Genomic DNA, 12,913 nt, shown 5'->3' on the forward strand with positions numbered 1-12,913 from the left:
GGTAAATGACTTGATTTTCGGGCTGGGTTTAGTTTGGTGCTGTCATTTTCCCTGACTCCCTTGCTTTACGGCCAAGAAAATTTCCAATTCTCAAGAATCAGGGACTTGACATCTTACCGCTGGACTATTTGAATTTGTTTGTAGGGTAGCATGAAACACCGTCACTATGCAAGACTTATCAAGAATACAGTGGCAATGAAATAGTAAGCCAGGACGGCCGCTACAGATATTAACAACGTGATGAAGAACTTGAGAAACAAATTTGCAGAAATTCGAAAAACGGCAAAATTGAATGTGATTGCAAGAATGCCGATCAATCCTCCGAACAAGCCGCCAAGAAACAAAAATATAGGCAGGACGGACCATACTTTGAAAACCCAATGCAATGGTTTCGCCACTTGAATTTCTTTGCCGTCCACGATCAAATCGGGTATATCCAAACCAAGAAACTTGGGTTTCCAAGCGGCGGTTGCTTCGGTCCCGTCGTTGCGTTTCAGTGTCATGATCCTTTTTTTCATCGGTACGAGTTGATTGTTTACGAATAAACGGGGCTTTGAAAAGCCTGCCTGAACCTCCACCGCTTGCCCCTCGAATCCGTCCAGCTTAATAGGATACCTCATCGTCCTCTTCTCCCTTTTCATAAAATGTATGATCAAATTTATCCCAGGATAATATCGGTTTCGGGGGCAAGCTTTTAAATCCGTTTTGCGTTGAAACGACAAAAAATGGGTATTTAGACTTAGGTATATAGGTCGCAAGCTGTGTAATGATGGGAAATTTATAATTATTCTCTAAGCTGTATATTAATTAATTCAAAAATTGATAAAAATAAAGATTTTCGTCCTATTTTATAGTATTATATTAAGAAAAAGATTTTTTAGATCGTGGAAAACACGGCAGATGGGAGGAGAAGGATGACTGAAGCAGCTTTATCCGCAAACAAAAACAATTCCAACAACTTGCTGCGACGCGATGTAAGGTTTCTTGGGAACATACTGGGTGAAGTTCTCGTACATCAGGGCGGGAACGAACTCCTTAATATAGTTGAGAAAATCCGGGAATCAAGCAAATCGTTACGCGCTGTCTTCTTGCCTGAATTGTACGATGAATTTAAACGGATGATCGTGACGTTGGAACCGGAAATCCGGCACCAAGTAATCCGGGCGTTCGCCATTTATTTTCAACTGGTCAACTTTGCAGAACAGAATCACCGCGTTCGCCGCAAACGCGATTACGAACGGTCCGCGGGCGAATCGATCCAGCCCGGTTCCATCGAAAGCGCGATTGTGGAGCTGAAAGAACTGAAAATTCCTTATGAAGAAGTACAGGAATTAATCGAAGGAATTTCGCTCGAACTCGTGATGACGGCTCACCCGACGGAAGCGATGCGCAGAGCGGTGCTCGATATTCACAAGCGTATCTCCGAAGAAGTCATGCAGCTCGACGATCCGACTTTGACGCTGCGCGAGCGCGAAAATTTGCGGGAGAAATTGCACAATGAGGTGCTGACGCTATGGCAAACGGACGAGTTGCGCGACCGGAAACCTACCGTATTGGACGAAGTGCGGAACGGAATCTACTATTTCCAAGAAACGTTATTCGACGTATTGCCCGACGTGTACCAAGAGCTGGAGCGTTGCCTGGATAAATATTATCCGGCCCGCAAGTGGCATGTGCCTACATTCCTGCGATTCGGCTCATGGATCGGCGGCGACCGCGACGGCAATCCGTCCGTCACGGCTTCGGTAACGTGGAAAACGCTCTCGATGCATCGCAATGTGACGTTGTGGAAATACCAGCAAATTATACGCAACATGATGCGGGTCATGTCTTTCAGCACAGGCGTCATTCAAGTGACGGACGAGCTGAAGGAATCGATTCGGCAAGACCGCGAAAAGGTCGAAATCGAAGCGAAATATATGGATTTGTGGAATAACAGCAAAGAACCGTACCGCGTCAAAATGTCCTATATATTGAAAAAAATCAACAACACGTTGGACGAATCGATGCGCGATGCGGAGCAGCAATATAATAACCCGCAACAATTGATCGAAGATCTGCAGGTGATCGACCGCAGTCTCCGGTCGCACTTTGCCGACTCGGTGGCGGATATGTACATCAAGAAGCTGATCCGGCAAGTGGAACTGTTCGGCTTCCACTTGGCTACGCTCGACGTTCGCCAGCATAGCCAAGAGCATGAAAATGCGATTACGGAAATTTTGGCTTCGATGAACATCGTGCAAAATTACGGCGAGCTGTCCGAAGACGAAAAAGTGGCGCTTCTGGACCGCTTGTTGAACGATCCCCGCCCGTTGACTTCCTCCTACCTGGAGTACAGCGAAGGGACGAAGGAATGTGTGGATGTGTACCGCACCATCTTCGAAGCGCAGCGGGAATTCGGCGAGCGCTGCATCACCAGCTACTTGATTAGTATGACGCAAGACGCCAGCGATGTGCTCGAAGTCATGCTGTTCGCCAAAGAAGCGGGCTTGTTCCGCAAGGAAGCGAACGGAACGGTACGCTGTACGCTGCAAGCCGTGCCTTTGTTCGAGACGATCGACGACCTGCATGAGGCGCCGGGCATTATGAGACGGCTGTTCAGTTTGCCGATTTACCGCGAAGCGGTCGCAGCCATGAACGATATGCAGGAAATTATGCTCGGCTATTCCGACAGCAATAAAGACGGCGGCGCATTAACCGCCAACTGGGAGCTGCGCGTGGCGCTGAAGCAAATTACGGCGGTGGCCAAGGAATTCGGCATCAAGCAGAAGTTTTTCCACGGCCGCGGCGGTTCGCTTGGCCGCGGCGGAATGCCGCTCAACCGCAGCATTATGGTACAGCCTCCGCACACGATCGGCGGCGGCATCAAAATTACGGAGCAAGGCGAAGTGCTCTCCGAGCGCTATTCGATGCAAGGAATCGCTTACCGCAGCTTGGAACAAGCGACATCGGCGCTGATCAGCTCGGCGCTCGCGGCGCGGACGCCGTGCAGCGAACTGTACGAGAGCAAATGGGAGGACATCGTTCGCGAAATGTCCGAACATGCGCTGGCTAAATATCAAGATTTAGTGTTCGGGGATCCCGATTTCCTGACATTCTTCAAGGAATCGACCCCGCTGCCGGAAATCGGCGAATTGAATATCGGATCGAGGCCTTCCAAACGGAAGAACAGCGACCGCTTCGAAGATTTGCGCGCCATCCCATGGGTGTTCGCCTGGACGCAAAGCCGTTATTTGTTCCCGGCATGGTATGCGGCCGGTACCGGGCTGCAAAGCTATTACCAAGGGAAAGAGGAGCGCTTGGAAGAACTGAAGCGGATGTACGAGAATTTCCCGTTCTTCCGATCCTTGATCGACGGCTTGCAAATTGCGCTGGCCAAAGCCGATCTGCTGATCGCCAAAGAATATGCGAATATGATTAAGGACAAAGAAATTCAACAACGAATCTTCACGTTAATTGAAGACGAATATCGTCTGGCATCCGATTTGATTCTGAAAATTACGGGACAACAGGAAATATTGGACAACTCCCGCGTCATTCAAGAATCGATCAAATTGCGCAATCCGTACGTCGATCCGCTCAGTTACTTGCAAGTTCAACTATTGACCGAACTGCGGGATTTGCGGGATCAGGGCAAGGACGATCCGGAACTGCTGCGTGAAGTGCTTCTCACCATTAACGGCATCGCCGCGGGTTTGCGGAATACCGGTTGATGGCCTTCAGGCCGCTGAAAAGATAGATTCACGTTAGGTTAGTCGAGTGTCTCTTTTCGTGGAGCGCTCGACTTTCTTGATTTTTATTTTTTACTGGATTACCGGGTTTATCTGGCGCATAATAATGGAGGGGATATTTGACAACAGGAAGTCAAGTTATTGCCGTACGATCGGAAAGTGTGGGGAAATGATGGTAGAAACGTTGGAAACGAGATTGGCGCTTTTGGCCCGCAAAGGGGACCAGAGGGCGTTCGCGGAGATTGTGGATCTCTTTAAAGATAAAATATTTCACCTCGCCTACCGTATGCTGAACAACCGGCATGAAGCCGAAGATGTCGTGCAGGATACGTTTTTAAGAGTTTTCAAAAATTTGGACCGGTATGACGAGCATCAGAAATTTTCTACCTGGATTTACCGTATCGGCACGAATTTATGCATCGATCGTTTGCGGAAACGGAAACCGACATATTCTCTCGATGCGGAAATGAACGATCAAGAAGGAATCGACGGATATTCGATGATTCCAAGCGACGATGTGACTCCGGAGAGCGAGCTGATCGTATCGGAGACGCAGCAGCTCATTCGCGACGCGATCGATACGCTGCCGGCCAAATATAAATCGGTCATGATTCTCCGTTACCTGCAAGATTTATCGTTGCAGGAGATTAGCGATGTGTTGGACATGCCGGTAACGACGATCAAAACGAGGGTGCACCGCGGACGGGAATTTTTGCGCAAAAGGTTGGAACGGAAATTATAATTTTTTACCAAATGTAAATTTTGAAACAATTACGAAGCACGTACGTATTCTTAATATAGACATGAGGAAAGCTTTTGGCGAGCAACGCCTTCAGCGTGAAGTTACGCTAGAAACTTTGGGAAAGGAATGGCTCAAATGGACTGCAGCTTAGCCGTCTCTCTTATGCATGATTACTTGGATGGCGATCTTGCGAAAGAGCAAATTATACCGCTCAAACAACATATCATGGCTTGTCCGTCCTGTCGAGCGCGGTACGAACAACTGGAACGAACCGAAATGATGATGTATTCGTTATCGCATCAAATGGATCGATGTTCGGATCAATTGACGGCCCGTATTTTTCAATCATTGCCCAAAAAGAAAATGCAGAACGCTTGGCTCGTTTGGGTGAAGAGGCATCCCGCGCTTACGGCAGCGGCCGTATTCGCCGTCGTGATGCTGGCGAGCGTCCTGAGCGTTTGGAACCAAGACCGGGAGCTGATGGTCAAGGGCTCGGATTTGGATAAAGTAGTCATTGAAGGGGATACTGTGATTGTACCTCCGGATCGCAAGTTGGCCGGCAACTTGACGGTACAGAACGGTAAAACCGAAATATTCGGCGAAGTTCAAGGAAATTTAACGGTAATCGACGGCTCCATGAATTTAGCCTCAACCGCACATATTGCAGGTCAGGTGACTCAAATCGATCAAGCGATGGATTGGCTCTGGTACAAAATTACCCATATGTTCTCGGATGTGGCCTTGCGCTAAAGCCGGCTTTTCGCCATCGTGCGGGAAGAAACAATACGTGCGCCTCTCTTGACAAAAAGAGGGGCTTTTTTGCTAATTTTGGCGAATAAAGAGGAATTAATCGAACTCGTACCGAAAATGATATAATAAAGAAACCGTTGTCTCATCATTATTTGAAGGTTATCTCGGGGGTACAACAACATGTTGGACTATTTTAGGGATTTAACGTGGAAAGATTCCATTAAGGATATTATCGATATATTAATCGTAAGTTATATCATTTACAAAGCGATTCTGATTGTGCGCGGAACGCGGGCGGTACAGTTGTTAAAAGGAATTTTCGTGCTCGTCATTACTTGGGCGCTCAGCACCTGGTTGAATTTATATACGTTGAAATGGCTGATGAATCAGATGTTCACCTTCGGGGTCGTCTCGATTTTAATTATTTTTCAGCCTGAATTGCGCCGAGCGCTGGAGCAGTTGGGGCGAGGCAAATTATTCGGGCGTTCGTCCGCCGAAGAGCAGGATTTCGGCAAACGGATCAACGAAGTCATTAAGGCCGTTAATTATTTATCAAAGCGGAAAATCGGCGCCCTGATCGTGTTTGAACGCGAGACGGGACTTAACGAATATACGGAATCGGGCATTAAAATGGACTCGGTGATCAGCTCCGAATTGCTGATCAATATTTTTATTCCGAATACGCCGCTGCATGACGGTGCGGTTATATTGCGGGGCAATCAGATTGCCGCGTCGGCTTGCTATTTGCCGTTATCGGAAAATCCGTTTATCAGCAAGGAGCTTGGGACGCGCCATCGTGCCGCCATCGGAGTGAGCGAGGTGGGCGATGCGATTTCGGTCGTCGTCTCCGAGGAAACGGGGCAAATCTCGCTAGCCATCAACGGGTTGGTCGTCCGCGATATTAAAGAAGAATCGCTCATCTCCAAACTGTTCGAAGAATTGAAGCCGCAAACGAAAAAAACGGAGAAACGTTCTTTCTGGAAACGGAAAGGGGGCGGTCAGCATGGATAAATGGTTGAATAATACGAACGCGATCAAAATCGCCGCATTGCTGCTGGGCATTTTGTTATGGGCTGTCGTTCATTTGGACGAAGAAGCGCCTCCGAATAAAGTATCTACCCTGGTCGAGACGAAAGTGATCGACAATGTGAAGATTATTCCGACCGGCCTTGACGAACAACGTTATTTGCTGAACTCGCTCGAACCCCAGGTGGTACGGATTCAAGTGAGGGGGCAGCGGTCGCTCCTCAGTTCCGCCACGCCGGATACTTTTCGAGTCAATCTTGATCTGAGAGATGTGAAGGAAGGGACGCATACGATCTCGTTGACAACCGATCTTCCTTACGGCTTGCAGCTGGTCGCCATGGAGCCGTCCGCGGCCGTCGTCGAAGTGGAAGAATTGCAGACGAAGGAATTCGACGTCAATATTACGACGGAAGGAACCCCTGCCGACGGTTACAAAGCGGGCACGCCGATCGTGCAGCCATCCAACCGCGTGCACGTCACGTTGCCGACGACGTTAATGCCGAATGTGGCCTCGGTGAACGCGGTGATCAACATTGAAGGCGTGAGCGCGCCCGTCAAGCAGAAACGGGTGAAATTAACGGCTTACGACAAAGCCGGGCGAGCCATTCCCGAAGCGGTATTGACGCCGCCGACTTTAGAGGTCGAAGTGCCGGTCACGCGCCCGTTTAAGACGGTGCCGCTGCAGGTAAATTTTGTCGGCGACCTGCCGGCGGGGCAGGCGATTGCATCGTTCGAGCCGAATGTGCATCAAGTCGCATTATACGGGCCCCAATCGGAGCTTGACAAGCTTGATTTCTACGACTCGATTCAGGTCGACGTCGGCAAGCTGAAGCAATCCGGGACGATGTCCGTCAAGCTGCCGGTACCCCCTAATATTGAAAAGATCGAACCAAGCGTAGTACAATTTGATGTAAAGATCGTGGACGCCGCCGAAAAGGAATTGACGAATGTTCCGATTGCCATTAGCGGCGAAAGCGATCAATTGAAAGCGACGCTGGCCGAACCGGCCGGCGGGCAGTTGAACTTGAAGGTTATAGGAGCGCCGGAACTGTTAAATGCGTTGGAGCCGGACGATGTGCAACTGATCGCGAATGTAAGCGGCTTGCCGCCGGGGAATCATCAAGTGCCGCTCGTTGTGAACTTGCCCAACTTTGTGAAACGGGCGGATAGCGGCAAAATCTATGCGACCGTACTGCTGGAGGAGGTCGATTCGACTCCCGTGACGGCGCCGCCCGATTCCGGCAATAAGGGCGGTGCGGATGGCGGCACGGGAAACGGCGGCCCTGACGGCGCAGGCGGATCAGGATCGGACGAGCCCGATGGCGGTGCGGGCAAACCGGGACAGGACGATTCGTCCGACGGCGGAAATGAGACAGGCGGCGATGCGGAATCCGGTAAAAAAGGCAAAGGAGATTCCGGCGGCACGGGAGCGTAATCCCCGTTCTATAACCGATCGTAGGGACAGAGGAACATGACAAGCTGCAGTTGCGTTGTATATCTATAACAATATTAATGGCGTGAAATGAGGTTATCATAATGGGGAAATATTTTGGTACTGACGGAGTTCGAGGAATTGCCAACCAGGAACTGACACCTGAACTTGCATACAAAATCGGGCGCTGCGGGGGATTCGTGCTGACGAGTCAAGCCGAGAAGCCTAAAGTGGTAATCGGCATGGATACGCGCATCTCCGGTCCGATGTTGGAAGCGGCGTTAATTGCCGGTTTGTTGTCGATCGGCGCGCATGTCATTCGGCTCGGCGTTGTGTCGACGCCGGCGGTCGCTTATTTGACGAAAGCGCTCGAAGCCGATGCGGGAGTGATGATCTCGGCTTCCCATAATCCTGTCGAAGATAACGGAATCAAGTTTTTCGGCGGAGACGGCTTTAAATTGTTCGACGAGACGGAACTGGAAATCGAACGTTTAATGGACGCCGCAGCGGACGAATTGCCGCGCCCGATCGGGAAGGAACTGGGTACGGTGACGGCGGACGAGAATGCGAAGTTTCGCTATTTGGAATATTTGAAGACGACGGTTCCCAACACGTTTGAAGGCTTGAAGATCGTGCTCGATTGCGCGCACGGAGCGGCCTATGAACTGGCGCCGAAGCTGTTCCGCGAGCTTGGCGCCGAGGTCGTTACGATCGGTTCGGAACCGAACGGACTGAATATTAACGAGCATTGCGGGTCGACGCATCCGGAGGCGTTAAAGGCCGAAGTGCTGCGCCATGGTGCGGATTTGGGCCTCGCCTTCGACGGCGATGCCGACCGTTTGATCGCGATCGACGAGAAGGGCGAGGAAGTCGACGGCGATTATATTCTATGCATTTGCGGCGACAAAATGAACCGATTGGGCAAATTGAAGGACGGCACCGTCGTCACGACGGTGATGAGCAATATCGGCTTCTTCAAGGCGGCCGAACAACTCGGATTGAACACGGCCAAGACGGCCGTCGGCGACCGTTACGTCATGGAGGAAATGCGGCGCGGAGGCTATAATTTGGGCGGAGAGCAGTCCGGCCACGTCATTTTCCTCGATTACAATACGACCGGCGACGGCATGTTGACGGGAATTCAATTGGTCAGCACGCTGAAAGACTCCGGTGTGCGCTTGAGCGAGTTGAAATCGGTTATGCGCAAATATCCGCAAGTGTTGGTGAACGTTCGGGTTGCCGACAAGAGCAAGTATCAAGGCAACGAAGCGATTGCGGAGGCGATTGCCAAAGTGGAGCGCGAGCTCGGCGACAACGGGCGCGTCCTCGTGCGTCCTTCCGGAACGGAATCGCTCATTCGCGTGATGGCGGAGGGCCCGGATAAGGAGCAGTTGGAATACTACGTCGCTCAAATCACGGCAACGGTGCAAGCGGAACTGGTGTAGATTCGTTAGGGATAGTATGAATCGCATTCATAAAATAGAGGGCCTTTTTCGACATGCGGCGCAGGCGGTTTTACGGTTTGCGCGGTCGCCGGGAAAGGTCCTTCTCTTGCGTTTCCGCGAAAATGAGACTTCTTTCGAGCGAAATGAGTTTTTCGTACCGTCGGCAATAGATGCGAGGCGTGGGAAGTGGTTTATTTTTACCAATAATATGGTATTCGATTCGTATCAAATATCGTTAGGAATGGCTTGTACCGCGGGAGAAGGGACTGAAGTTTCAGGAAAATGTTGTATTCGCACGGCACGCAGAGTTGCCAAATGATTGGACCGTGTATATAATAGCTAGTATCCATTCAAGAAGAGAAAGGCAGGGTAGAGGTTGGTTAAACAAAAGCGCCAGAGCTTGACCTTACGGATCGGGATATAGGTAACGGGCAAGCTGACGAGGTGAAGGTGTTCGGATTTTTCGGCGGGGACCTTCCGGTGTGGCACCAGACCGTAACTTCAAAGCGGAAAACGGGCGGGCAACGGCCCGGACAACGCCTGAAGCGGTGCGCCAATAACAATGACGAACATTCCATCATGGATGTGTATTGCACGAAGGACAGCTCCGGTGAAGGGACAACCGCATTCACATTCATGGCTTATTCCTGCACGCCAATCGAATAGGATGCGGTACGCGAACGCGCCGGCAGGCGTCGTTATCGTATGTTCCGCTATACTGTAAAGGTAGCCGCGTAACTTCCGCTGCAATACCGTCCTTCTAGGGAATGAAGGATAAAACGGAGGCTATCGCTAATGTGTGGTATTGTTGGTTATATCGGAAAACGGAATGCGCAATCGATTTTGGTGGAAGGCTTGAAGAAGCTGGAGTATCGGGGATACGATTCGGCGGGAATCGCGATGTTTACGACAGACGGCTTGCAGGTTCGCAAAGCGAAAGGGCGGCTTGCGGTGCTGGAGTCGAATCTGGAGACGGCGCCGCTGGAAGGGACGGTCGGCATCGGCCATACCCGTTGGGCGACGCACGGCAAACCGTCGGATGTCAACTCGCATCCTCATACGGACGGATCGATGAAATTTTCCGTTGTGCATAACGGCATTATTGAAAATTATTTGGAATTAAAAGAAGAATTGATCGCACAAGGGCATCGTTTTGTGTCGGAGACGGATACGGAAGTCATATCCCATCTCATTTCGCGGGAATATGACGGCGACATTGTCAAAGCGGTGCAGCGGGCGATTCGACATATGCGCGGCGCTTATGCGCTGGGCGTATTGACCGAATACGAGCCGGATCGTTTGGTGGCGGTTCGCAATGCGAGTCCGCTCATTATCGGCATCGGCGACGGCGAGCATTACATCGGTTCGGACATTCCGGCCATTTTGGAGCATACCCGCGACGTATTTATTTTGAATGACGGCGAAATGGCGGTGCTCACTAAAGATGCTGTCGAACTGATGACAATTGAAGGCAACTTTATTTCTCGGGAAATGATTTATGTCGATTGGGATGTCGCAAGAGCGGAGAAAGCCGGATTCGACCATTTCATGCTCAAAGAAATTCACGAACAGCCGAAAGCGTATCGCGACACGATGCGCGGTCGAATCGACGAGGAAGGCCGCTCCGTCATTCTCCCTGAACTTAAGATGACAGCAAATGACATCCGCGCCATCCGCAACGTGCATATCGTCGCTTGCGGCACGGCTTATCATGCCGGCTTGATCGGCAAGACGGTGTTGGAAAATTGCGCACGCTTGCCGGTGGAGGTGGACGTCGCGTCTGAGTACCGCTATCGCTCGCCGCTCATTACGCCGGAGACGCTTGTCATCGTCGTCAGCCAATCGGGCGAAACGGCGGATACGCTCGCAGCGTTGCGCGAAGCGAAACGTTGCGGCGCGCGCGTGCTGGCGATTACGAACGTGGTCGGCAGCTCGGTAGCCCGCGAAGCGGACGATGTGCTGATTACATGGGCGGGACCGGAAATTGCGGTCGCTTCCACAAAGGCATATACTTCGCAGTTGATTGCCTTCTACTTATTCGGGTTGTACTGCGCTCAAACGTTAGGCACGCAAGATGCGGCATGGATCGCCGAAGTGCTGGCGGCGCTGCAATCATTGCCGGAACAAGTGGAGAACATGCTGGAGCAAGCGGAAACGGTGCGGGCATATGCGGAGGAAATTGCGCAGCATGAGCATCTCTTCTTCATCGGACGCGGAGTCGATTACGCGGTCGTCATGGAAGGATCGCTGAAGCTGAAAGAGATTTCCTACATCCATTCCGAGGCGTATGCGGCCGGCGAATTGAAGCATGGCACCCTCGCGCTGATCGAAGACGGCATTCCCGTCATCGCGCTGGCAACGCAAAGCGCCTTGCTCGAAAAAACAGTTAGCAACATTAAAGAAGTGAAAGCGCGCGGCGCCGTCGTCCTCGGCATCTCCGATACCGGTCATGTCGCAGCGCTCGGCAAAGCGGTGGATCACGTGCTGGCCATCCCGGCGACGCATCCGCTGCTCACCCCGGCACTTTCCGTCGTGCCGCTGCAATTGCTCGCCTACTACGCTTCACTCGCCCGCGGCAACGACGTCGACAAGCCGCGGAACTTGGCGAAGAGCGTGACGGTGGAGTAAAAGATTAATAAATAATGTGTGGATGTCAGATGATAAAAAAGTCGTGAACCGAAATGCAAGGTGAATGATTTTCAGGGAGCCCGAGGGATTGATTCGTGGCTCCCTTTTAAAATGTTAAAAAACAATATACATACTTCACAATTCTTATTGATTTTCCTGAAAGTAGAAGGTGCATTTATGAGATCCAATGTATGTAAAGTAACTATATCTTTGATCATTGTTTTAGGAATAATAACAACACTCATTTTATTTTTCTATCAATTCCCTAAGAAGGTGGATCTAGTTTCACCTGCTGTAAGTTTTTACGGGAACGACCCTTCTTCCATCAAGCATACTTCATTAAGAATATCAGGAACATTGAACCGACCTTTGTTTCAACAACATATATTCAAAGGCACAGTAACGATTGATGGCTTAGAATTTACTAAAGAGAATGAAACCCTCGATACCTATGTACTTGATAAAAATAATGGGATCAATATGGGGAATCTTGTCTATCATAAACCTTCAAAGCCAGGGGAATTTGTCACTTTAAGTATGATCTGGTTTGATGACACTTTTGAACATATAAATATTGTGAGTGATTGGGGGGGAATTAAGAAAAAGTCGTTTTTCATCGTGTCTGCTTCTTCTTATGAAGAGGCGATAGATACTCAAAAAAAGATGAGAGAAAAGTATGGTACAACTTTTGTTCCGCGAGAATAGAATCATGGTTTTAGCTCCTCTTTTTCTGATTTAAATAGAAACAACCGAACGTTTGATTTTATATGATTAGACGATGGGATAAGTAAATAGACAAAAATTGCCCTGAACTCCTTAATACCATGAGTTCAGGTTTGGTTTAAGCAAAAGCGCACGAATGTTGGCGCTTAAAAGTCGCGTAGTTGCGGCTTTTTCTTTTGAATTCCGATGCGCTGCGGGCAAGGAGATCACAGGGTTGCTCTTGAATATTATTGAAGATCAATTCGATGGCTGGGTTTGAGTGGATTTGAACGGGTGAAGGATGAATGCTTCATTTCATTTAATCTTTTAATCCTAAATTTCGAAAGCCCGTAATATCAAACACTGAATATAGTGGATCTGCCTCGCGGACTGTAAAAAAGTGGAGGTTTCCCAGTTCGTTCGGTTCAAGTCAACATTATGTGGATACACTTTCCCC

10 protein-coding genes are annotated in these 12,913 nt (G+C 50.0%); 9 read left to right on the forward strand and 1 reads right to left on the reverse strand.

The window, feature by feature from the left end; all coding sequences use genetic code 11:
- Positions 1-164: 164 nt before the first annotated feature.
- Complete coding sequence (locus LQ229_RS26030) at positions 165-620, reverse strand: hypothetical protein (protein WP_216541333.1); 456 nt, start codon at positions 618-620, stop codon at positions 165-167.
- 294 nt (positions 621-914) lie between these two features.
- Between LQ229_RS26030 and ppc the strand changes: the two genes are divergently transcribed.
- The 9 genes from ppc (at position 915) to LQ229_RS27215 (ending at position 12,736) form a co-directional block, all read left to right on the forward strand.
- Positions 915-3,713, forward strand: a complete 2,799-nt coding sequence (gene ppc / locus LQ229_RS26035) for a phosphoenolpyruvate carboxylase (protein WP_216541332.1) — start codon at positions 915-917, stop codon at positions 3,711-3,713.
- Positions 3,714-3,903: 190 nt separating this feature from the next.
- On the forward strand, positions 3,904-4,473 hold the full coding sequence (sigW, locus tag LQ229_RS26040) for an RNA polymerase sigma factor SigW (RefSeq protein WP_216541334.1): 570 nt from the start codon (positions 3,904-3,906) through the stop codon (positions 4,471-4,473).
- 135 nt (positions 4,474-4,608) lie between these two features.
- Positions 4,609-5,223, forward strand: coding sequence for a zf-HC2 domain-containing protein (locus tag LQ229_RS26045; RefSeq protein ID WP_216541331.1), 615 nt, complete (start codon positions 4,609-4,611; stop codon positions 5,221-5,223).
- Between the two features lie 180 nt (positions 5,224-5,403).
- Entirely contained in the window at positions 5,404-6,234 is an 831-nt protein-coding gene (gene cdaA, locus LQ229_RS26050; protein WP_216541330.1) for a diadenylate cyclase CdaA, read from the forward strand.
- Complete coding sequence (locus LQ229_RS26055; RefSeq protein ID WP_230193322.1) at positions 6,227-7,684, forward strand: CdaR family protein; 1,458 nt, start codon at positions 6,227-6,229, stop codon at positions 7,682-7,684. Before cdaA ends, LQ229_RS26055 begins: the two co-directional genes overlap by 8 nt.
- Before the next feature lie 101 nt (positions 7,685-7,785).
- The gene (glmM, locus tag LQ229_RS26060; protein WP_216541328.1) at positions 7,786-9,126 is read left to right on the forward strand and encodes a phosphoglucosamine mutase; all 1,341 of its coding nucleotides are present in this window, start codon (positions 7,786-7,788) and stop codon (positions 9,124-9,126) included.
- A gap of 795 nt (positions 9,127-9,921) precedes the next feature.
- Positions 9,922-11,754, forward strand: a complete 1,833-nt coding sequence (gene glmS, locus LQ229_RS26065) for a glutamine--fructose-6-phosphate transaminase (isomerizing) (RefSeq protein WP_230193323.1) — start codon at positions 9,922-9,924, stop codon at positions 11,752-11,754.
- A 60-nt stretch (positions 11,755-11,814) separates the two neighbouring features.
- Entirely contained in the window at positions 11,815-12,459 is a 645-nt protein-coding gene (locus LQ229_RS26070) for a hypothetical protein (RefSeq protein ID WP_230193324.1), read from the forward strand.
- Positions 12,460-12,613: 154 nt separating this feature from the next.
- Positions 12,614-12,736, forward strand: a complete 123-nt coding sequence (locus LQ229_RS27215; RefSeq protein ID WP_290370079.1) for a hypothetical protein — start codon at positions 12,614-12,616, stop codon at positions 12,734-12,736.
- Positions 12,737-12,913 lie beyond the last annotated feature (177 nt).

The sequence above is a fragment of the Paenibacillus sp. CECT 9249 genome (genome assembly GCF_918697855.1).
Lineage (GTDB): Bacteria > Bacillota > Bacilli > Paenibacillales > Paenibacillaceae > MSJ-34.

What these genes read in the sequence shown, in the direction of transcription:
- LQ229_RS26030 (WP_216541333.1), bottom strand. Translation starts at nt 620, where the DNA reads ATGAGGTATCCTATTAAGCTGGACGGATTCGAGGGGCAAGCGGTGGAG.
- ppc (WP_216541332.1), top strand. Translation starts at nt 915, where the DNA reads ATGACTGAAGCAGCTTTATCCGCAAACAAAAACAATTCCAACAACTTG.
- sigW (WP_216541334.1), top strand. Translation starts at nt 3,904, where the DNA reads ATGGTAGAAACGTTGGAAACGAGATTGGCGCTTTTGGCCCGCAAAGGG.
- LQ229_RS26045 (WP_216541331.1), top strand. Translation starts at nt 4,609, where the DNA reads ATGGACTGCAGCTTAGCCGTCTCTCTTATGCATGATTACTTGGATGGC.
- cdaA (WP_216541330.1), top strand. Translation starts at nt 5,404, where the DNA reads ATGTTGGACTATTTTAGGGATTTAACGTGGAAAGATTCCATTAAGGAT.
- LQ229_RS26055 (WP_230193322.1), top strand. Translation starts at nt 6,227, where the DNA reads ATGGATAAATGGTTGAATAATACGAACGCGATCAAAATCGCCGCATTG.
- glmM (WP_216541328.1), top strand. Translation starts at nt 7,786, where the DNA reads ATGGGGAAATATTTTGGTACTGACGGAGTTCGAGGAATTGCCAACCAG.
- glmS (WP_230193323.1), top strand. Translation starts at nt 9,922, where the DNA reads ATGTGTGGTATTGTTGGTTATATCGGAAAACGGAATGCGCAATCGATT.
- LQ229_RS27215 (WP_290370079.1), top strand. Translation starts at nt 12,614, where the DNA reads ATGTTGGCGCTTAAAAGTCGCGTAGTTGCGGCTTTTTCTTTTGAATTC.